16 protein-coding genes and 1 riboswitch are annotated in these 19,716 nt (G+C 70.9%); of the genes, 12 read left to right on the forward strand and 4 right to left on the reverse strand.

The window, feature by feature from the left end:
- Positions 1-74: 74 nt before the first annotated feature.
- From JGS39_RS05925 to JGS39_RS05935, 3 genes are read right to left on the reverse strand one after another with little or no spacing between them, the layout of a single operon-like run.
- Entirely contained in the window at positions 75-905 is an 831-nt protein-coding gene (locus JGS39_RS05925) for a carbohydrate ABC transporter permease (protein WP_219567660.1), read from the reverse strand.
- 2 nt (positions 906-907) lie between these two features.
- Positions 908-1,849: a carbohydrate ABC transporter permease gene (locus tag JGS39_RS05930; RefSeq protein WP_219567661.1), complete on the reverse strand. Its 942-nt coding sequence runs from the start codon at positions 1,847-1,849 to the stop codon at positions 908-910.
- A complete protein-coding gene (locus JGS39_RS05935) occupies positions 1,846-3,162 on the reverse strand; it encodes an ABC transporter substrate-binding protein (RefSeq protein ID WP_219567662.1) in 1,317 nt (438 codons plus the stop codon). The genes JGS39_RS05930 and JGS39_RS05935 overlap by 4 nt, the downstream gene beginning before the upstream one ends.
- Before the next feature lie 270 nt (positions 3,163-3,432).
- On the opposite strand from JGS39_RS05935, the gene JGS39_RS05940 reads away from it, so the two are divergent.
- The 12 genes from JGS39_RS05940 (at position 3,433) to JGS39_RS05995 (ending at position 19,379) form a co-directional block, all read left to right on the forward strand.
- Positions 3,433-5,145: a class I mannose-6-phosphate isomerase gene (locus JGS39_RS05940; protein ID WP_372456130.1), complete on the forward strand. Its 1,713-nt coding sequence runs from the start codon at positions 3,433-3,435 to the stop codon at positions 5,143-5,145.
- Positions 5,142-6,068: an ROK family protein gene (locus JGS39_RS05945; protein WP_219567663.1), complete on the forward strand. Its 927-nt coding sequence runs from the start codon at positions 5,142-5,144 to the stop codon at positions 6,066-6,068. The genes JGS39_RS05940 and JGS39_RS05945 overlap by 4 nt, the downstream gene beginning before the upstream one ends.
- 55 nt (positions 6,069-6,123) lie before the next feature.
- On the forward strand, positions 6,124-7,140 hold the full coding sequence (locus JGS39_RS05950) for a LacI family DNA-binding transcriptional regulator (RefSeq protein ID WP_219567664.1): 1,017 nt from the start codon (positions 6,124-6,126) through the stop codon (positions 7,138-7,140).
- Positions 7,141-7,213: 73 nt separating this feature from the next.
- Positions 7,214-10,303: an alpha-mannosidase gene (locus JGS39_RS05955; protein WP_219567665.1), complete on the forward strand. Its 3,090-nt coding sequence runs from the start codon at positions 7,214-7,216 to the stop codon at positions 10,301-10,303.
- 220 nt (positions 10,304-10,523) lie between these two features.
- Positions 10,524-11,324 (forward strand): alpha/beta fold hydrolase, encoded by an 801-nt coding sequence (locus tag JGS39_RS05960; protein ID WP_219567666.1) that lies wholly within the window; start codon positions 10,524-10,526, stop codon positions 11,322-11,324.
- Positions 11,321-12,574 (forward strand): PP2C family protein-serine/threonine phosphatase, encoded by a 1,254-nt coding sequence (locus JGS39_RS05965; RefSeq protein ID WP_219567667.1) that lies wholly within the window; start codon positions 11,321-11,323, stop codon positions 12,572-12,574. The genes JGS39_RS05960 and JGS39_RS05965 overlap by 4 nt, the downstream gene beginning before the upstream one ends.
- A gap of 262 nt (positions 12,575-12,836) precedes the next feature.
- A complete protein-coding gene (locus JGS39_RS05970) occupies positions 12,837-14,591 on the forward strand; it encodes a bifunctional phosphatase PAP2/diacylglycerol kinase family protein (RefSeq protein ID WP_219567668.1) in 1,755 nt (584 codons plus the stop codon).
- Positions 14,592-15,545, forward strand: a complete 954-nt coding sequence (locus tag JGS39_RS05975; RefSeq protein WP_219567669.1) for a YihY/virulence factor BrkB family protein — start codon at positions 14,592-14,594, stop codon at positions 15,543-15,545.
- 3 nt (positions 15,546-15,548) lie between these two features.
- Positions 15,549-16,319, forward strand: coding sequence for a phosphatase PAP2 family protein (locus JGS39_RS05980; protein WP_219567670.1), 771 nt, complete (start codon positions 15,549-15,551; stop codon positions 16,317-16,319).
- Between the two features lie 56 nt (positions 16,320-16,375).
- Positions 16,376-17,014: a hypothetical protein gene (locus JGS39_RS05985; protein WP_219567671.1), complete on the forward strand. Its 639-nt coding sequence runs from the start codon at positions 16,376-16,378 to the stop codon at positions 17,012-17,014.
- A gap of 205 nt (positions 17,015-17,219) precedes the next feature.
- Positions 17,220-17,316: riboswitch (TPP riboswitch) on the forward strand.
- Positions 17,308-18,717 (forward strand): purine-cytosine permease family protein, encoded by a 1,410-nt coding sequence (locus JGS39_RS05990; RefSeq protein ID WP_236062980.1) that lies wholly within the window; start codon positions 17,308-17,310, stop codon positions 18,715-18,717. (Overlaps the previous riboswitch by 9 nt.)
- Before the next feature lie 59 nt (positions 18,718-18,776).
- Positions 18,777-19,379 carry a gamma carbonic anhydrase family protein gene (locus JGS39_RS05995; RefSeq protein WP_219567673.1) on the forward strand — a complete coding sequence of 201 codons (603 nt, stop codon included), beginning with the start codon at positions 18,777-18,779 and terminating at the stop codon, positions 19,377-19,379.
- 79 nt (positions 19,380-19,458) lie between these two features.
- On the opposite strand, the gene JGS39_RS41830 is transcribed toward JGS39_RS05995, so the two are convergent.
- Entirely contained in the window at positions 19,459-19,644 is a 186-nt protein-coding gene (locus tag JGS39_RS41830; RefSeq protein WP_372456131.1) for a hypothetical protein, read from the reverse strand.
- Positions 19,645-19,716: the final 72 nt, after the last annotated feature.

Below are 19,716 nucleotides of genomic sequence, written 5' to 3' on the forward strand. Positions count from 1 at the left end.
GCCTTTCGGGGTTCGGCTCGGGGCGTCGGTGCGGGGGCAAGGGGCCGGGACCGTGCGTACGGCCCCGGCCGGGATCAGCCGAGCTTGAGACTGCTGACGAAGAAGCGCTGCGCGGAGAAGAACAGGACGACGGTCGGCAGGGAGACAAGCAGCGCTCCGCCCAGCACGACAGGCGGCCCGACGTTGGAATAGTTGCCCTGGAGTTCTGCGAGCGCGGCCATCACCGGGCGGATGTTGCGGCTGGTGGACAGGGTGATTCCGAAGAGCAGGTCGTTCCAGACGGCGACGAACTGGAAGACGAAGGCGGCGACCATCGCGGACCTGGACAGAGGCACGTGGATCTGCCAGAAGACGCGCCACCAGGACGCGCCGTCCAGCCTCGCCGCCTCGATCACCTCACCGGGCAGCGTCTGGGCGAAGTTGCGCATGATGAAGTACGCGAACGGGATCGCCACCGCGACATAGACCAGGAAAAGTCCGATCTGCGCGTCGTAGAGGCCGGTGCGCGCGTACGCGAGGAACAGCGGGCGCAGGAAGACCTGGAGAGGCAGCAGCGTGCCCGAGTAGATCAGCCAGAACCACAGGGTCTTGCGTTTCACGGGCATGATCACGGTGGCGAACGCGGCGGTCGTGGCGACCACGATGGCGGCGGCCGAGCTGGTCACCGCGTACAGCAGGCTGTTGCCCATCGCGGGGCCCAGCCTGGCCCGGGTCCACGCCTGCGACATGTTGTCGAACAGACCGAAGCCCCCGTGCGGCAGCCAGTGCGGGCTGCCGCTGTAGTCGGCGGCCGGCACCAGGGCGTTGACCACCAGCAGCCAGGTGGGCACGGCCCAGAGGAGGGAGACGAGGACCAGGACCGTGTTGCGGACGGCGGTTCCGGCGGAGATGCGGCGGGTGGTCATGCTCATGCGCCTTTCGGGGTCAGCTGGCGCCGCAGATACAGCCAGGAGGCCAGCAGCACGATGACGGTGAGGACGACGGCGACCGCCGCCCCGGCGCCGGGACGCAGCGCGAGGAACGTCTCCTGGTACATCGAGACCGCGAGGGTCTCGGAGTTGCGGCCGGGACCGCCCTGGGTCAGCACCCAGATGAGGTCGAACGACTTCAGCCCGTTGACCAGGCTGCTGCCGACCACGATGACGGACACGGTCCGCAGCTGGGGCATGACGACGTACCAGAACTTCCGCAGGCCGTCGGCGCCGTCGAGGGACGCCGCCTCCAGGGTCTCCGGAGGAATGGTCTGCAGGCCGACCAGGAAGAGGATCACGGCCACACCGGTGGACTGCCAGGTGTTGGCGACGATCATGACGAGGGTGTTGCCCGGCCATTCGAGCAGCCAGCCCTGGGCGAACGAGCCGAGGCCGAGCGCCTGGAGGGCCTGGTTCGCCGCGCCGTCCGTGGTGAGGATGAAGTTCCACACGACGGCCACCGCGGATCCGGAGATCGCGTACGGCAGGACCACGAGCAGGCGCGCCACCCTGGACCATCCGGACTGGTTGGTCATGACCGCGATGCCCAGGCCCAGGACCAGCGGCAGGGCGACCGTGCCGACCACCCACATCAGGGTGTTCTCTATGGACTTCGCGAGAACCGGATCGCTGAGGAACAGCCCGTAGTTGGTGAACCAGGTGAAGGAGGAGACCCGGCCGTCGCCGAAGAAGCTGCGGTACACCGTCACGGCGAACGGGGTGAGGAGCAGGGCCGCGACGAGCAGGACGGCGGGGGCCAGGAAGCCGGCGCCGGCCAGCCTGTCCTTCAGCCTGCGCGGGGGCGTGCGGACGGGGGATGCGGGCGGCGGCACGGGTGAAGGGGCTGCCGTGGGGCGCCTGTCGACTGCCGATGTCATGATTCGTCCTTGTTCCAGGCGGCCCATTCCTTGGAGGCCCGGCTCGCCATGCTGCGCAGAGTGGCCTCGGACGACATGGCCTGCGTCATGAAGGCGCCCAGGTCGTCGGTGTTCCCCTGCATGAGGTTGGGCGGCCCGGACTGTCCGTAGCGGGGCAGCTCGGTCCAGTGTTCGCGCAGCGCCCTCTTCCTGAGGCGGGCGAGCACCGGATTGGAGGTGACCGCCTGCGGGTTGGCCGAGCCGTCCTGGAGGAAGTCGGTCCACACCCGCTGGACCGAGGGGTTCAGCCAGTTGCCGGCGTTGGCCATGGCGGCGTCGTGCGACACGGCCTTCTCGGGCACGGCTAGGACGCCCGCCTCGGTGATCACGGATCGCTTCGTGGAGGAGTCGACCGGAGGCAGGACGAAGGCGTCGAAGCCCTCTCCCGGCTTCATCCCGGCCGCCGCCAGGCCCTGCGACTGCCAGGAACCGTGCAGGAACATGCCGACCTTGCCGGTCTTCAGCGCGGCGGGACCGTTGTTCTGGTCGAAGTCGGCCGGGGTCATCCAGCCCTTCTTCATGAAGTCCTGCCAGATCTGCATGGCCTTGTGCGCCTGCGGATCGGTGTACCGGGCCCGGCCCGCGATCAGGTCGGCGTAGAAGACCGGATCGACCTTGCTGACGAGCTCCTCGAACCACTCGTACGCGGGCCAGTTGCCGCTCTGCGTGGCGACGAACGGGGTGACGCCGGACTTCTTGAGCACCTCGGCGTTGTGGAGCAGCTCCTCCCAGGTCTCCGGTGCCCGCAGTCCGTGCTTGTCGAAGAGCTCGGTGTTGTAGAACAGCACGTAGTACGACTGGTAGAGGGGCATCCCGTACACGGCGCCCCGGTAGGACATCGCGTCGCGCAGCGATCTGGTCACCCAGCCCTTGCGCTCGTACGCGTCCCACAGTCCGGTCAGGTCGCTGAGGCTGCCGGTGCGCGCGAGTTGCTTGAGGTTGTAGCCGGACTGCCACTTGATCAGGTCCGTCGCCTTGGTCGTCTGCAGGGAGATCTGCGTGACCTGGGTGTAGGCGGTCGGGTTGGGGTTGGACAGCGGGCGCAGCGCGTAGCCGGTGAGCTTCTTGAGCTCGCGTCCGGCTGCGACGTATCCGGCGTCCCAGGTCGCGTTGTCGTTGGCCAGTGACGTCGTCCCCGGTATCGAGGCCGTGCTGTCGCCCCGTGCGCAGCCTCCGGCCAGCGCGGCCGCCGCGCCGGCCCCGAGGCCCGCCAGCACGGTGCGCCGGCGGATCGGGTGGGGCGACTGCTCTGTCGTCCCGCCGGTTGATCTCATGCGTTCACTTCCCTCTGGATCCCGGTGGGATCCGTGGCTCTGGGGTGCGGTGTGGAGATCCGCCGGATGCAGGTACGTCGTTCGTCTCCGCGCTCCGGGTTGCCAGGATGTTAACGACACCACGAGATCGAAACAAGGGTTTCTCTTCGAATCAGATAAATCCGCACTTCAGGATGGCAATCCAGGAGTCATTGCCGGGCACACCTTGTTCGCGCTGAATGTTATCGATACCATTCACCTGCTTGCCGGTCCTCGTCCTCAGGAGCATCTGTGCACCAGCCCCGTCCCTACGAACGCAACCCGCGGTACGCCGCCATCGGCGGCACCGTCGTCACCGGCTGGGCGGCCGCCGCGGCTGACCTGCCGACGGCCTCCACCGTCCTCGCCCTCGACGGACCCGCCGCGCTGGACTGGGAGGAGGCCGCAGGCGCCCTCGCCGCCGCTCTGCGCGCCCGGGGCACCGAGGTCACCCTGTGCGACGTACGGGGCCTCTGGTCCACGGCGGCAGTCGAACGGCTCTGCGTGCCGGCCGCGGACGCGGACCCGTTCTTCCTGCCCCTCGCCGAGTTCTCCATGGGCGACCTCTTCGAGACACCCCCCGTCCAGCAGCGCCCGCGCACCGGCGTCCTTCTCGTCTTCGGTCCGGGAGCCGCCCTCGCCGAACCCGACCTGCTCTGGTGGGCCGACCTCCCCAAGCGGTACGCCGAGGAGGCAGTCACCCGGCGAGAACTGCCGCTCGGCGCCAACCTCGGCCGCCCCGGCACCCCCGGTGAGCTGCGCAGCCTCTTCTACACCGACTGGCCGGTCGGCGACCGCCACCGCGACGCCTTCGCACACCGGGTCGACCGATGGGTCGACCTCCAGGACCCGCAGGGCCCGGCCTCGTTGGACGGCGCCGCCGTGCGGGCCACCCTCGCCGTGCTCGCGACCGGCCCCGTCCGCACCCGTCCCTTCTTCAACTCCACGCCGTGGGGCGGGCAGTGGGCCTCGCGGGAACTCGGCTTCGAGCCGCGGGGCGGTAACACGGCCCTCGGCTACGAACTCATCGCCCCGGAGGCCGGAATCCTGGTCGGCCAGGACGGGGCCGCCCAGGTGGAGATCCCCTTCCAGCTGCTGTGCGAACTGCACCCCGAGGAGTTCCTCGGCCCGGACGTCCACCGCCGCTTCGGCACGTCCTTCCCCATCCGGTTCGACTACCTCGACACCGTCGGCGGCGGCAACCTGTCCCTGCACCTGCATCCGCGGGAGCAGTACATGCGGGAGACGTTCGGCTGGCCGTACACCCAGCACGAGACGTACTACGTGACCGCGAGCGAACCCGGTGCACAGGTCTATCTCGGCCTGCGGGACAGTACTGACGTGGACGTCATGCGCAAGGAGGTCGAGGCGGCCGCCGCGGACGGGCTGCCGCTGCGCGTCGAGGAACACGTGATGAGGCACCCGTCGGAGCCCGGGCAGCTCTTCATGATCCCGGCCGGCACCCCGCACTCGTCCGGCGAGGGCAACCTGGTCCTGGAGATCAGCGCCACGCCCTATCTCTACTCCCTGCGCTTCTACGACTGGCTGCGCAAGGGCACTTCCGGTGCCCCCCGGCCCCTCTCGTACGCGCACGGCTTCGCCAACCTCGACACCTCGCGCCGCGGCGACGACGTCCTGAAGGACCTCGTCCAGCAGCCGCGCACCCTGCGCGAGGGCCTCGGCTGGCGCGAGGAGATCGTCGGCGCCCTGCCGGACATGTTCTACGCGGTGCACCGCTTCGTGATCGAGGGGCAACAGGCCGCGGAGGACGACACCGCGGGCCGCTTCCACATCCTCAACGTCTCGGCCGGCGACGGTGTCGTCGTGGAGACCGCCGGCGGTCTCCGTCACGACCTCGCCTTCGCCGAGACCCTCACCGTGCCCGCGTCCGTCGGTCCCTACCGGCTGCACCCCGTCGGCAGCCGGCCGGTGCACGTGGTGAAGTCCCTGGTGACGCAGGTATGAGCCACGTTCCCGTGCTGGAGATCGGCGGCACGCATGTGACGGCCGCCGTCATCGACACCGGGGCCGGACTGCCCGTCCCCTTCTCGGCCGTACGGCAGCCGGTCCCCGCCGACGCCCCTGCCCGTGAGCTCCTCGACGCGATCGCCGCCGTCGCCGACCGCGTCGAGGTACCGGCGGCCGCGCACTGGGGCGTGGCGATTCCGGGTCCCTTCGACTACGCCACCGGTGTCGGCCGCTTCCGGGGAATCGGCAAGTTCGAGTCGCTGCACGGTGTGGACGTGGGCGCGGAACTGCTCGGCCGGCTCCCGGGGGCCCCGAGCGGCATCAGTTTCGTCAACGACGCCGACGCCTTCGCCATCGGCGAATACCGCGCGGGCGCGGCCGCCGGCCGGCGCCGGGCCGTGTGCATCACGCTCGGCACCGGCGTCGGCTCCTCCTTCCTGGACGGGGGGCATCCGGTCGTGGAGGGCCCCGACGTGCCGCCCGGCGGCAGGGCGCACCGGCTCGCCGTCGACGGGCTCCCGCTGGAGGAGGTGGTCTCCCGGCGTGCGATCCGCGACTTCTACGCCCGGGCCGCCGCGGTGCCCGACGCCCACCGCCTCCCGGACGTGCACGAGATCACCGGCTCCGCCCGCGCCGGCGACGCACACGCCCTGCGTACCGTCCGGCACTGCTTCGGTGCGCTCGGCCGGGCGCTCGCGCCTTGGTGCGAGCGGTTCCGGCCGGACCTCCTGGTCGTCGGAGGGTCGATGGCCGGGTCCTGGGACCTCGTGGGGCCCGCCGTCCGGGCAGGCTTCGAGTCCTGGGCACCCGGGACCGCGCCCCTGACCGTCACGGCCCGGCGCCCTGCCGACGCACCCCTGATCGGCGCCGCCCACTGGGCTCTGCACAGGTCCGCCGGCGCTCCCCCGGTACGGACCTAGAATGACGGCGTTCGTGACGCACCGGCCACCCGACGACCCCGCAGGAGAACTGCCCATGGCACAGCACCGATCGGGCGACGGCGGAGCCCCGACGATGCGCGACGTGGCCGCCAGCGCCGGCGTCAGTGCCATGACGGTCTCCCGGGTGCTCAAGAACGACACCCGGGTCAGCGAGCCGGCGCGGGAGCGCGTGCTCGCCGCCGTCGAGGAGCTCGGCTACCGGCGCAACGAGACGGCGCGCAGCCTGCGCCTGGGCGGCAGCGGAATGATCGGACTGGTCGTCACCAACCTCGCCAACCCGTTCTACTCGCGTCTGGCACTCGGTGTGCAGGAGGTGGCGTCCGAGCACGGCCTGCGGGTTCTGCTCAGCAACACCGCCGAGCAGGTCGACAAGGAGCGCGGGCTCGTCGAGGACCTGGCGTCCCGTCAGGTCGACGGCATGATCGTCGTCCCGGCCGGCAGCAGCCACCGTCACCTGGCGCCCGCCGCGCTGCGCGGCATGCCGATCGTCCTGGCATCCCGGCCGCCCGCCGGGATGGACGCCGACTGCGTCCTGGTCGACGACTTCGGCGGCGCCGAGCAGGCCACCGCACAGCTCATCGCGGACGGTCACCGCCGGATCGGCTTCCTGGGCAACCCGCCCGCCTTGTACACCGGCGCGGAACGGTTCCGCGGATACTGGGCCGCCCACGAGAGCGCCGGGATCGAACCCGACGAGAGCCAGGTACGACGCGGGCTCACCGATGTACCCACCGCCGAGGCCGCCGCACGCGCGCTCCTTGACGCACCCGACGCGCCGACGGCTCTCTTCTGCACCAACAACCGCCTGACGCAGGGAGCCATCCGCGCCGTGCGGGCGCTCGGCAGACCGGTCGCGCTCGCCGGCTTCGACGACTTCGACCTCGCCGACGTCCTCGGTCTGCCGCTGACGATCGTCTCGTACGACGCCGACGAGATAGGGCGGCGGGCGGGCCAGATGCTCATCGACCGGATCAATGGCTCGTCCGCCGGGCCGATCCCGGCCCGCAGAACCGTCGTCCCCACCCACGTCATCCGCTACGGGACGCACTGACCCAGCCCCTGCCGCCCCTTCCACGGCACCGGCTTGCCCTTTTCGCCTCCCCGCAATCCCTCACGGAGTTCCCATGCACCACGACCGAACGGTCACCGAACGCCGGCTCGCCCGCGTACTGGACCAGCGCCTGCGGCCCGCGGTGTACCGCGAGAGCCTGCCGTTGGACGTCGCGATATGGAACGTCAGCGGCGAGCCCGTGCCCGTGTCCGAAGGAATCGCCGCGCCGTACGAACCGGTCCGTACCGGCGCAACGTGGGGGCCGGCCTGGTCCACCAGCTGGTTCCGGATCAGCGGCACGGTTCCCGCCGCCTGGGCCGGGGAGCGGGTCGAGGCGGTTCTGGACCTCGGCTTCGGCGCCACCCAGCCGGGCTTCTCCGCGGAGGGCCTCGTGTACCGCGCCGACGGAACGCCGGTCAAGGCTCTCAACCCCCGCAACGTGTGGCTCCCGATCGCCGAACCCGCCCGTGGGGGCGAGGAGTTCGTCTACTACGTCGAGGCGTCCGCCAATCCGGTCATCTTCGACTCGGGTACGGACGGTGACCCGTTCGTACCTACCCGGGCCGGCGGTGTCGCCCCCTGGCTGCACGGCGACGGGGCTCCGGACGAGCCGCTGTACCGGCTGAACCGGATGGACCTCGCCGTCTTCGACTCCGTCGTGTGGGAACTCGTACAGGATATGGACGTGCTCGGCGGGCTGATGCACCAGCTGCCCGAGGACTCCACCCGGCGCCGGCAACTGGCGCATGCCCTGGGCCGCGCCCTGGACGTCATCGACCTCCAGGAGATCGGCGGCAGCGCCGCGCACGCTCGCGAGATCCTCGCCCCCGCGCTGGCCTCCCCCGCGCACGCGGGCGCCCACCGCGTCTCCGCCGTGGGCCACGCGCACATCGACACCGCCTGGCTCTGGCCCGTACGCGAGACGGTCCGCAAGGCGGCCCGGACCGTCTCGAACGTCACCGCGCTGATGGACGACCATCCCGGCTTCCGCTTCGTCATGTCGCAGGCGCAGCAGCTGGCCTGGCTCAAGGAGCAGCGGCCCGAGGTGTTCGCCCGGGTGGTCGAGAAGGTGCGCACCGGGCAGTTCCTGCCCACCGGCAGCCTCTGGGTGGAGCCCGACACCAATCTCTCCGGCGGGGAGTCGCTGGTCCGGCAGTTCGTACACGGGAAGCGCTTCTACCTGGAGGAGTTCGGGGTCGAGACGAAGGACATGTGGCTGCCCGACACGTTCGGCTACAACGCGGCCCTGCCCCAGCTCATGAAGCTGGCCGGCATCGAATGGTTCCTCACCCAGAAGATCTCCTGGAACACCACCAACGCCTTCCCCCACCACACCTTCTGGTGGGAGGGCATCGACGGGACCCGCATCTTCAGCCACTTCCCTCCCGTCGACTCCTACAACGGCGACCTGTCCGGCGCCGACATCGGACACACCGAGCGCAACTTCCGGGACAAGGGCGCGGCCAACCGTTCCCTCGTCCCCTTCGGCTACGGCGACGGCGGCGGTGGGCCCACCCGCGAGATGCTGGCACGGGCGCGAAGGCTGGAGGACCTCGAAGGCTCGGCCCGGCTGGAGATGGAGGGCCCGGCGGAGTTCTTCACCAAGGCCCGCCAGGAGTACGCGGACGCCCCCGTCTGGGTCGGCGAGCTCTACCTCGAGCTGCACCGCGGCACGCTCACCAGCCAGCTCGCCACCAAACAGGGCAACCGGCGCAGCGAACACCTGCTCAGGGAGGCCGAGCTGTGGGCCGCGACCGCGGCCCTGCGAACCGGCCTGCCGTACCCGTACGAACTGCTCGACCGGGTGTGGAAGACGGTGCTGCTCCACCAGTTCCACGACATCCTGCCCGGGACGTCGATCGCCTGGGTGCACCGCGAGGCGGAGGAGACGTACGCGGAGGTGGCCCGCGAGCTCGGCGAGGTCATCGACACCGCCCAGCGCAGCCTCGCGGCGGGCGGGAGCGGCAGCGGGGCGGGCGGTGAGACCGTGTTCAACGCGGCGCCGCATGCCCGGGACGGCGTTCCCGCGCTCGGCGCGTCACCGCGTGCGCGGGCTGCCGGCCCCGTCGCCGCCCGGCCCACCGGGGACGGCGGGTTCGTCCTGGACAACGGCCTCGTACGGATCACGGTGGACGCCCGGGGTCTGGTGGCCTCCGCCCTCGACCTGACCGCCGGACGCGAGGCGCTCGCACCGGGCACGGTCGGCAACCTCCTCCAGCTGCACCAGGACTTCCCGAACCAGTGGGACGCCTGGGACGTCGACGCGTTCTACCGCAACACCGTGCGTGACCTGACCGAGGCCGACGAGGTCAGTGCGGTCCCCGGCGGTGGCGTACGGGTGGTGCGCAGCTTCAACGCCTCCCGCATCACCCAGGTGCTGCGCCTGGCCGAGGGAAGCCGCCGTCTGGACATCGAGACGGACGTCGACTGGCAGGAGTGCGAGAAGATCCTCAAGGCCGCCTTCCCGCTCGACGTACGGGCGGCGGAGTCGAGCGCCGAGATCCCCTTCGGTCATGTCCGGCGCCCCACGCACAGCAACACCTCGTGGGACAGTGCCCGGTTCGAGATCTGTGCGCACCGCTACCTGCACCTCGCGGAACCGGGCTGGGGCGCGGCCCTGGTCAACGACTCAAGCTACGGCCACGACGTGACGCGGGACGTCCGCCCGGACGGCGGGACCACCACGACGGCGCGGATCTCGCTGCTGCGGGCCCCTCTCTTCCCGGACCCCGACTGTGACCGGGGTGAACACCGTCTGCGGTACGCGCTGGTCCTCGGCGCGGACATCCACGACGCGATCCGCGAGGGATACCACTTCAACCTGCCCGAGCGTGCCGTTCCCGGCGGTGCGGCTGTCGAGCCGCTGGTGGGGACCGATGGGGACGGTGTCGTCATCGAGGCGGTCAAGCTCGCGGACGACCGTTCGGGCGACGTGGTCGTGCGCCTCTACGAGTCCGGGGGCGGTCGTGTGCGGACCACTCTCAGGGCCGGTTTCCCTGTGGCCTCCGCACGGATCACGGACCTGCTGGAGCGGGACCTGGAGGGCGCGGCGGCACCGGCCTTCCACGGGGCCGAGGTGACGCTGTCCCTTCGCCCGTTCCAGATCCTGACCCTGCGCCTGGTACCCGCCGGAAACGGGGCCTCACCCGCCGACGCGGGCTGAGGGCCGTAGCCGCCGGGGCGCGGTTCGAAAGGAGCCCCGTCCACCCGAAGCCGCTGGGCGGGACTCCCCGTACACGACCTGAGCGTGCCGCGACGACGGTCTGCGTCCCGGAGAGAGGCGATGAGCCACCGGTCAAGGGGGCACTGCCCCGGCAGTGCTGGTGAGCCGGCCTGCTCCTGCTGCGCAGGCCGTAGCGTGCGGGGAGTGTCAGGATATTCCCATGGATGTCCGGACGAGGAACCATGTATCGGTGACGGGCCGGGAAGGCGGCCCGGTGGTCATGCTGGCCCATGGTTTCGGATGTGATCAGAACCTGTGGCGTCTCGTGGCCCCCGCCCTGGAGGAGCACTTTCGGGTGGTCCTCTTCGATCACGTGGGGGCGGGGCGCTCCGATGTGTCCGCCTGGAGCCCGGAGCGGTACTCCACTCTGGATGGTTATGCGCAGGATGTCATCGAAATATGCCGGGCGCTCGACCTCGGTCCCGTGGCCTTCGTCGGGCATTCGGTCAGTTCCATGATCGGTGTCCTTGCGGCCGTGCGGGAGCCCGGTCTCTTCGACAGGCTGATCCTCCTCACCCCGTCACCCTCGTACATCGACGACGGTGACTACCACGGAGGATTCAGCGAGCAGGACATCGACGAACTGCTCGAGTCGCTGGAAAGCAACTACCTCGGCTGGTCCGCGACCATGGCACCGGTGATCATGGGGAACCCGGAGCGCCCCGAGCTGGGTGAGGAGCTCACCAACAGCTTCTGCCGAACGGATCCGGACATCGCACGGGTGTTCGCGCGAGCCACGTTCCTCTCCGACAACCGCGCGGATCTCGCCGAGGTGACCGTGCCGACGCTCATCGCCGAGAGCGCGCGCGACACCATCGCCCCGCGTGAGGTGGGCGCCTTCGTCCACGAGCAGATCCCCGGCAGTCAGCTGGTCACTCTGGACTCAACGGGCCACTGCCCCCAGCTGAGCGCCCCCGAGGAGACGACCCGGGCGATCACCGCCTTTCTGCAGGGGCCGTGACGGTGCACCAGGGCGGCGAGGAAGCCAACGGCTTGTGGGCGGCAGGGAATCGCGACCAGGAACAGCTGTCGTTCGCCGCCCTGTTGGAGGACAGTGCGGAGGACCTGTACGAGAACGCGCCCTGCGGCTACCTCTCCACACTGATGGACGGGCGGATCGCCAAGGTCAACGGGACCCTGTTGAACTGGCTCGGCTACCGCCGGGAGGAACTGGTGGGTCACAGGAAGTTCCCCGACCTGCTGACCATCGGCGGCAGGCTCTACCACGAGACGCATTTCGCGCCGCTGTTGCACATGCAGGGTGAGGTCAACGGCATCGCGCTGGAGCTCAAGGCCGCGGACGGCAGCCGGCTGCCGGTCCTGGTCACCTCCAAGGTCAAGCAGGACCGCGACGGTGAACCGCTGCTGATCCGCACCACCCTCCTGGATGCCCGGGACCGGCGCGCCTACGAGCGTGAGCTCCTGCGCGCCCGGCAGGAGGCCGAGCGCGACCGCGAACGGCTGCAGCGCCTCGCCACGACTCTGCAGCGCACCCTGATCCCGCCGGCACTCGAACCGGTTCCGGGCCTGGACGTCGCCGAGCACTATCACTTCGCGTCCTCCGACGAGGTGGGCGGGGACTTCTACGATCTGTTCCCGCTGGCCGACGGCCGATGGGGCTTCTTCATGGGGGACGTGCGCGGCAAGGGCGCCGACGCGGCCGTGGTGACGTCACTGGCGCGGTACACCCTGCGAGCCGCCGCGGTCTCCGACCCGGAACCGGCTGCGGTCCTGGCCAACCTCAACACGGCGCTCAACCGCCAGGCGCAGGAGGACGAGCCCCGGTTCTGCACGGTGATCTTCGGCCTGCTGACCTGCGCGGGCAACGGCACGGGAGTCCATATCGTGCTGGCCGGCGGCGGGCACCCCCCTGCCATGCTGTTGCGTGCCGACGGCAGCGCCGAGTACCGGCCCACGCCCGGCGGCCAGTTGGCAGGAGTCGTCCAGGACGCCCAGTTCACCACCGTCACCCTGGATCTGCATCCCGGCGACACCCTGCTGCTCTACACCGACGGTCTGACCGAAGCGCGTACCTCGAAGGCAGGCGAACGCTACGGCGAGGAGGCCCTCCTCGGCTTCGCCCGGGCCCTCGCGCCCACCTCGGCCACCGGCGCTGTCAAGGCTCTCACCGGCCTCCTGGACTCGTTCGGCGAAGGACTCGACGACGACACCGCACTCCTGGCGATGAGCGTTCCCCCGACCGGTCAATGAGCGGAACCGGAGCCGCGGAAGCTCGTGGGAAGTGCTGAGCAGACGCCGCGGACCGCTGCGCCGTACCGGGGAAGAGCGTCTGCCGGGACGCTGTTGGCAGCTCCCGTCGGGCGCCCGTGGAAGGTACTGGAGTCCGGCCTGCCGCTGAACATGGCGCGCATGCCTGGCGGACGGTTTTGGGGGCAGAAGGCCGGTCACCGGGAGGGACGAGCCCGCGCCCGACCACCACTGCTGCCTCGCAGCGCTCAAGACTGGGAGCGCCATGCCTACCGCGTCACCGGAAAGACCCGTCCGTCGGACCGCCGAGCCCGGTCCCGTCTCCCACCCCGGGCGGTCACCCGCCCTGACCAGTGGCTGGGGACCGGCCGCCGTGCGGATCGGCGCGCTGACCGTCTGCCAGGCAGCCCTGATGGTGGGGCTCGGTCTTCTGATCACCGGACCCGCCGCTGGGATGTATCCCCTGTCCGTCGAGGACCATGTCAACGAGAGTCTCGAGCACCTGCGCAACGGGGCTCTCAACGACGTGTCACTCTTCGCCTCGGAGGCCGGCAACACCGCCACGGTGATCATCACCACCGTCCTTGTCTGTGCGGGCCTGATCCTGATACCCAGGCTGCCGAAGTGGCGGGAAGCGGTGTTCCTCGCCGTCTCCGTCTCGCTCCAGGCACTGGTGTTCCTGGTCATCACCACGTCCGTGGACCGCGACAGGCCGGATGTCGATCGCCTCGACGCCTCGCCGCCGACGGCCAGTTACACCTCCGGCCACACGGGTGCCGCCACGGCGCTCTACGGCGGCCTCGCCGTTCTGGCACTCTCCCGTATCCGGGGCCCGTGGCGGAAAGCGGTCGGTGGACTGCTGCTGCTCATACCGCTGCTGGTGGCGGTCGCACGCCTCTACCGGGGGATGCACCATCCCAGCGACGTTCTCGGCGGACTGCTGAACGGCGGCCTGTCGCTCCTGATCGTCGGTCGCCACCTCATGACCGACGGCCACAGCCCCGCTCCCGCACCGTCGAACGCCATGGAGATCGCGCTGAAGGCCGCGGAGGAACGCGCCGAACGTGTCGCCGGCCATACCGTCGTCATCGTCAACCCGACCGTTACGGATGACGCGCAACGCGACAGCCTGCGACTGGTCCTGGAGCAGCACGGTCATCACGCCGCGGAGTTCGTCACCACCACCGCCGACGACCCGGGCGGTGGCCAGACCTCCGCAGCCATCGAGGCGGGCGCGTCCCTGGTGGTGGTCTGCGGCGGCGACGGGACCGTCCGGGCGGCGGCCGACTCGCTGGCCGGCACCGGAGTTCCCCTGGCCGTGGTGCCCTGCGGCACCGGCAATCTGCTGGCCCGGAACCTCGGTCTGCCCCTGAGACCGGCGGATGCCCTGGCCGCAGCGCTTTCGGGCCGTGCTCGCAGGATCGACATCGGGCGGATCGAGGGCGACTGCCTCCCGGCCACGCGCTTCACCGCCATGGCCGGTGCCGGTCTGGACGCCGCGATGCTGGAGAACACCGGAGACCGCGCGAAATCCGCGTGGGGCTGGCCTGCTTACGTGGTGGCCGGTGTGAGCAGCCTGCGCGCACCCCGGATGTCCGTGGCGATCCGGCTGGACAGCGGGCCGGTCCTGCACCGCACCGCCCGTATGGTGCTCCTCGCCAACATCGGCAAGGTGCAGGGCGGCGCCGCGCTCGTCCCCGCCGCCGAGCCCGACGACGGTCTGATCGATCTGGCCGTCTTCGACCCCCATGGGCCCACCGGCTGGCTGCGCACCCTCGGCATACTGCTGCGCGGCCGCTCGAAACCGCCTTGCCCCCGTGCGCGGGGCAGCTTCCCCCCTGCCGGTGGGGAGCACCCAGGCACCCCGGTGGAGTACTTCGCCTTCCGCCGCGCCGAACTCCGCTTCGCATCGGAGCAGCCGCGTGAGATCGACGGAGATCCGGTAAGCCCGGGCCGGCTGCTCGTGGCCGAGGTCGAGCCCGGGGCCCTGACCGTGCTCCTGCCGTCGGGGGATGAGTGAATGGGCACCGCGACCCGGGTCCCGCAGACCCGCGACATGACTGGTGACGAGCTGTCCGCCGACGAGGCCCTGGCCTCGCTGCGCCGTTACGGCCGCTGGCCGCTGGTACGTGACTCCTTCATCCGCTTCCGCTACGCCGACGGCTTCAGCCACTCCCGTGCGCTCGCCCTGCAGACCGTTCTCGCGGTGATACCCCTCGTCATCGCCTTCGTCGGGCTGTCCGCCTCGCTGCATACGGAGAACGTGGGGAAGGTGGCGGAACTGACCATCCACCGCATCGCCGCGGGTCCGAGCGCCGAGGTGGTGGACGATGCCCTCGCCCGGAGCCGCCGCCGCGCCGGCGAGGGTTCTCAGCTCACGCTCTGGTTCGGTCTGGCCTTCTCCCTGGTGAACGTCACCACGGCGATGTGCCAGATCGAACGCGGCGCCAACAGGATCTACGGGGTGGAGCGCGACCGCCCCTTCCACCTGAAGTACTTCCGGGGTCTGGTCATGGCACTGGCTGCCGGTGTCCCGCTGGGCATCGGATTCATCCTGATGGTGGTGGGCGGCGACCTGGCCGCCGCCGCCGTGACGGTCTACGACCTCGGCGACGACGCCGGGAACTCCTGGGATCTGCTGCGCTGGCCCTGCGGACTGCTGCTCGCTCTCATCTCCGCGAGCGCGATCTTCCGCCGGTCCCCCCGCCGCAGGCAACCCGGCTACACCTGGCTGGCGTTCGGGGCCGCCGTCTACCTGGTGCTGTGGACGGCGCTGACGTGGCTGCTCAGCCTCTACCTCGCGGTCAGCGGGTCCTTCGACACGGTCTACGGGCCGCTCAGCGCCTTCATGTCGCTGCTCCTCTGGGCCTATCTGACCTCCATCGCCCTCTTTCTCGGTCTGTCCTTCGCCGCGCAGCTCGAAGCCGCGCGTGCGCGTCGGCCCGGCCCCATCCACCCCGACCCTGGAGCGTGAGCGGTGGTGCGCACGACCGGCCCGCTGGTTCGCCGACACCGTGTCCGGGCGGCCGACCGCAGATTCGGTGTCCGGCTGTTCGGAGCCGTGGCGGTCGCCGCGCTCGCCGCGGTGCCCTTCGGTCTCCTTCTCGTCCTCGTCGAAGGCCGGTGGCACCCGCTCCGCGTCATGGACGCGGGCGGAGCGCGGCGGCTGCACGGGACCGCGCTCGCACACCCTGCGTGGACGAGCACACTCCGCTTCCTGTCCGACTGGGTCTGGGACCCGGCGACGCTCCGTACCGTGGTCGCTCTGCTGACGGTGTGGCTGCTCCGGCGGCGGGCCTGGCGGCTGGCCGCCTGGGCCGGCGCGACGACTGTGGCGAGCGCGCTGACCGGGCTCCTGGTCAAGACCGTCGTCGAGCGGGCCAGGCCTTCCCTGCCGGACCCGGTGGCGCAGGCACCGGGCTTCTCCTTCCCCTCCGGGCACGCGATGACCGCCACCACCTCGTTCGCCGTACTGCTCCTCGTCCTGCTGCCGCTGGTGCCCCGTGGCGGGCCGAGAATCCTCTGCTGGTGCGTGTCGGTGCTCTCGGTCCTGGGTGTGGGCTTCACCCGGATCGCGCTGGGCGTTCACTGGTTCAGTGATGTGGTCGGCGGCTGGCTCCTCGGCCTCGCCGTGGTGGCCTCGACCACCTGGGCCTTCGAGGCGTGGCGCGCCGACTCCGGCCGTGGCCGCAGCACGGTGGCCGAGGGCCTGGAGCCCGAACTGAACGAGGACGCTCCGGAGCGGTGACCGACGGGCGGGCGGCGGTCCCGGCCGGCGCGGCCCGGGCAGGCCAGACTGTCGCCATGGCAAAGGAACGGCTGCACTTCGACGGATGGATCGGAGCCGTCGGCACGGTCTCCGGGACGCGGATCGTGTGGGGGCATTGGCCACGGTCTCCGTTCGGGGCGTTCAGCGACGTCATGATCGAGCACCCGGACGGCGAGCGCCGTCTGTTCGCCCCCTCCCGCCGGATCGCCGAATTCGTCGCGGACACCTACACGTTCGAGCATGTGGAGGTGGTTCCGGTGGAGGTCAGGAGCGACGGAAGCCGCTGGCACGTCGGTGCGGGGCCGCTCGTGCTGGACCTCGTCACCGGTTCAAGGTCCGCCCTGGGCCTGCTGCTGCGTACGGTGCCGGCGCCCCTGGCCCGCAGCCGCACCTGGGCCGCCGTCTGCGACGTACCGGCCCGCCTGCTGCCGGGTGTCCGCACGCTGGGGCGCGCCGGCCCGGACCGCCGTGAGTGGTACGGGGCCCGGGACCTGCACCGTGTCCGTGCGGCAACCGCGACGCTGGGCGCTCGGAACCTCGGCGGACTCGCCCCCGTCGACCCGCCGGTCACCTTCGGGTTCGGGTCGGCGCCCCGCGTCCCGTCGGTCGTCCGGGTCACCTCCACCGTGGAGATCGCCCGGGGCCCGGGCCACCGCCCCACCTCGACGGGCTGACGGTCCCGGCCGGCCCGCAGGACACCGGGCCCGCAGGAGCCTCTTGCGGGCCCGGTCCCGGCAGCCGTACCCCGTCACCGTGACAGTTCCCCGAAGCCCGCGCCTTGCTCGACGAGCCGTGTGAACACACCGTCAGGCGGTCCTGCGACCGACCGGTCGGAGCCCTGTCGCCCGGGCCCGAACACGTGGGTTAGCCTTGCCGACGCAATCCGACACGGGGTGCCCCGACCAGCGGGGCTGAGATCACACCCGTCGAACCTGAACCAGTTAGCACTGGCGGAGGGATGTCACCGATGTCATTTCCACATGCTCCGAGCGGCCCGGCGGCCACCGGTCACCCGCCCGTCCTCGACGGGCGGACGCCCTCCGCATCCGGTGATCTGCGCATCGAGACCCGCGGGATCGCCCCGGTCCCCGAGTCGCACCGCTACGGTGCTCCCGGGCGGCTGTTCACCGTGTGGTTCGCCCCGAACCTCACGATGACGGGCGTCTTCACCGGCACGATCGGCATCGTTCTCGGGCTGGACTTCACCACCGCGCTGGTGGCCGTCGTGCTCGGCACCCTCGTGGGCGCCGCGCCCACCGCGTACCTCGGGACCTGGGGCAGTCTCACGGGCACGGGTCAACTGCCGCTGGCGCGACTCGCCTTCGGCCGGGCCGTTGCCGTGCCGGGCGTACTGCAGTGGCTTTCGTCGGTCGCGTGGGACGCGCTGATCGGCCTCTTCGGCGGGGACGCGCTGGCTCGACTGTGCGGATGGCCGTTCTGGCTGGGCGTACTCGTGATGATGGTGGGGCAGGGGCTACTCGGTGTCTTCGGCTACGAGGCGATACACCGGCTGCAGAAGGTCATGACCTTCGTGCTGGCCGCCGCGTTCGTCGCGCTGGCCGTGAAACTCCTCGACGGCGTCCACCCCACCACCAGCGGGTCGGTACACGGCGCCGACCGCGCCGGCGCCTTCGTGCTCACCAGCACCATCGCGCTCAGCCTCGCGCTGTCCTGGGCCCCGTACGCCAGCGACTTCAGCCGGTACCTGCCACGGTCCGCCTCCCGCCCCCGCATGTTCTGGTACACGCTTCTCGGTATCTCGGTCTCCTTCGTCGCGGTGCAGGCGCTCGGCCTGTGGGGAGCGTCCGCCTTCACCGACCAGACCGCGAAGGGCGTCGACGAACTGCTGGGAGGCGGCGCGCTCGGCGCGTTCGGACTGCTGGCCGTCGCGCTGGCGGCGCTGTGCAGCAACGCGATGAACGACTACAGCGGCTCCCTGGCCCTTCAGACCGTCGGGGTGCCCATCCCGCGGCCGCTGGCGGCGGCGCTCTCCGCCGTACTCGGCTTCCCGCTGGTGCTGTGGATGCACGCCGCGGACACCACGGCCCGCTTCCAGAACGTGTTGCTGTTCGTCGGTTACTGGATCCCCGGGTTCGTGGCGGTCGTGGCCGTCGACTGGTTCGCTCGCGCCGGGGAGAGGGGCGGAGTTCCGTTCGATCCGGCTGCCGAGGGTGACCGGCCGCAGCCGTGGTGGCCCGCCCTCGCGGCGTTCGTCGTCGCCTTCGGCGCGGCGGTTCCGTTCATGGACACGAGCCTGTACGTGGGGCCGGTGGCCGCGGCTCTGCACGGCGCGGACCTCGCGTACTACGTCGCGTTCGTCGCGGCGCTCGCCGTCTACGCGCCCCTGCGGTTGCGCCGCCGGGCGGCCGGCCGCTGAGCCGGTGGGGTCACCGCACGGCTGTACGCCCGCGCTCCGGACACGGGATGATCACCGCCATGATGATTACTCATGATGGCTGCTCGCCAACGGTCCACCCCACGGCCTATGTCGCTCCGACCGCCACGCTGTGCGGGAACGTGCGGGTGGGCGCCGGGTGCCGGGTGCTGTTCGGTGCGGTACTCACCGCCGAGGGCGGACCGGTGGAGGTCGGCGAGGGCAGCATCGTGATGGAGAACGCGGTCCTGCGAGGTACCCGGCGGGACCCGCTGGTTCTGGGACGGCAGGTGCTGGTGGGCCCCACCTCCTGCCTGACCGGTTGCCGGGTCGAGGACGAGGTCTTCCTGGCCACCGGCAGCCGCGTCTTCAACGGCGCACGGATCGGGACCCGATCCGAGGTGCGGATCAACGGCATCGTGCATCTGCGCACCGTGCTGCCGGCGGACTCGATGGTGCCGATCGGATGGGTCGCCGTCGGCGACCCGGTGCGCATCCTTCCGCCGGAGCAGCACGACGGGATCTGGGCGGTGCAGAAGGAACTGGACTTCCCCGGTCACGTTTTCGGCCTCGACCGCCCGGCCGACGGCGAGAGCCTGATGCCGGCGATCTCGGAACGTTTCGGCCGCAGCCTCGGCCGGCACAGCGACGACCAGGAGATCTGAGCCGCGCAGGAGTGCCCCCGGTGAGGCCGGTCGGCGCACGGCAGGCCGGAGGGCATATCCGCTCCCGCGCGGGCGACGCTCAGACGTTCACACGCGGGACGCTCTTGTTCCAGGTGCGGGAGAAAACCCTGCGGCCGTCCTCGTAGCCGTCCAACGTGGCATCGACGTGGAAATCGGTCTCGTCCGACGTCAGGATCGTGCGGGTCTCCAGTCTCCACCCGGACGTCCCGTCCGGGACGGCCGAAAGGCGCCAACGGCACGTCATCCGGGGCCGCCACGGGCCGGACCGGCAGGGTGAGGGAGCTGCCGGCCTCGTGAACGCTCAGCCGGGCAGGTG

It is taken from the genome of Streptomyces poriferorum, from assembly GCF_019399235.1.
In the GTDB taxonomy this organism is placed as follows: domain Bacteria; phylum Actinomycetota; class Actinomycetes; order Streptomycetales; family Streptomycetaceae; genus Streptomyces; species Streptomyces poriferorum.

Coding starts and splice junctions, on each gene's coding strand:
- JGS39_RS05925 (WP_219567660.1), bottom strand. CDS start 905: ATGACCACCCGCCGCATCTCCGCCGGAACCGCCGTCCGCAACACGGTC.
- JGS39_RS05930 (WP_219567661.1), bottom strand. CDS start 1,849: ATGACATCGGCAGTCGACAGGCGCCCCACGGCAGCCCCTTCACCCGTG.
- JGS39_RS05935 (WP_219567662.1), bottom strand. CDS start 3,162: ATGAGATCAACCGGCGGGACGACAGAGCAGTCGCCCCACCCGATCCGC.
- JGS39_RS05945 (WP_219567663.1), top strand. CDS start 5,142: ATGAGCCACGTTCCCGTGCTGGAGATCGGCGGCACGCATGTGACGGCC.
- JGS39_RS05950 (WP_219567664.1), top strand. CDS start 6,124: ATGGCACAGCACCGATCGGGCGACGGCGGAGCCCCGACGATGCGCGAC.
- JGS39_RS05955 (WP_219567665.1), top strand. CDS start 7,214: ATGCACCACGACCGAACGGTCACCGAACGCCGGCTCGCCCGCGTACTG.
- JGS39_RS05960 (WP_219567666.1), top strand. CDS start 10,524: ATGGATGTCCGGACGAGGAACCATGTATCGGTGACGGGCCGGGAAGGC.
- JGS39_RS05970 (WP_219567668.1), top strand. CDS start 12,837: ATGCCTACCGCGTCACCGGAAAGACCCGTCCGTCGGACCGCCGAGCCC.
- JGS39_RS05975 (WP_219567669.1), top strand. CDS start 14,592: ATGGGCACCGCGACCCGGGTCCCGCAGACCCGCGACATGACTGGTGAC.
- JGS39_RS05985 (WP_219567671.1), top strand. CDS start 16,376: ATGGCAAAGGAACGGCTGCACTTCGACGGATGGATCGGAGCCGTCGGC.
- JGS39_RS05990 (WP_236062980.1), top strand. CDS start 17,308: ATGTCATTTCCACATGCTCCGAGCGGCCCGGCGGCCACCGGTCACCCG.
- JGS39_RS05995 (WP_219567673.1), top strand. CDS start 18,777: ATGATGATTACTCATGATGGCTGCTCGCCAACGGTCCACCCCACGGCC.
- JGS39_RS41830 (WP_372456131.1), bottom strand. CDS start 19,644: ATGACGTGCCGTTGGCGCCTTTCGGCCGTCCCGGACGGGACGTCCGGG.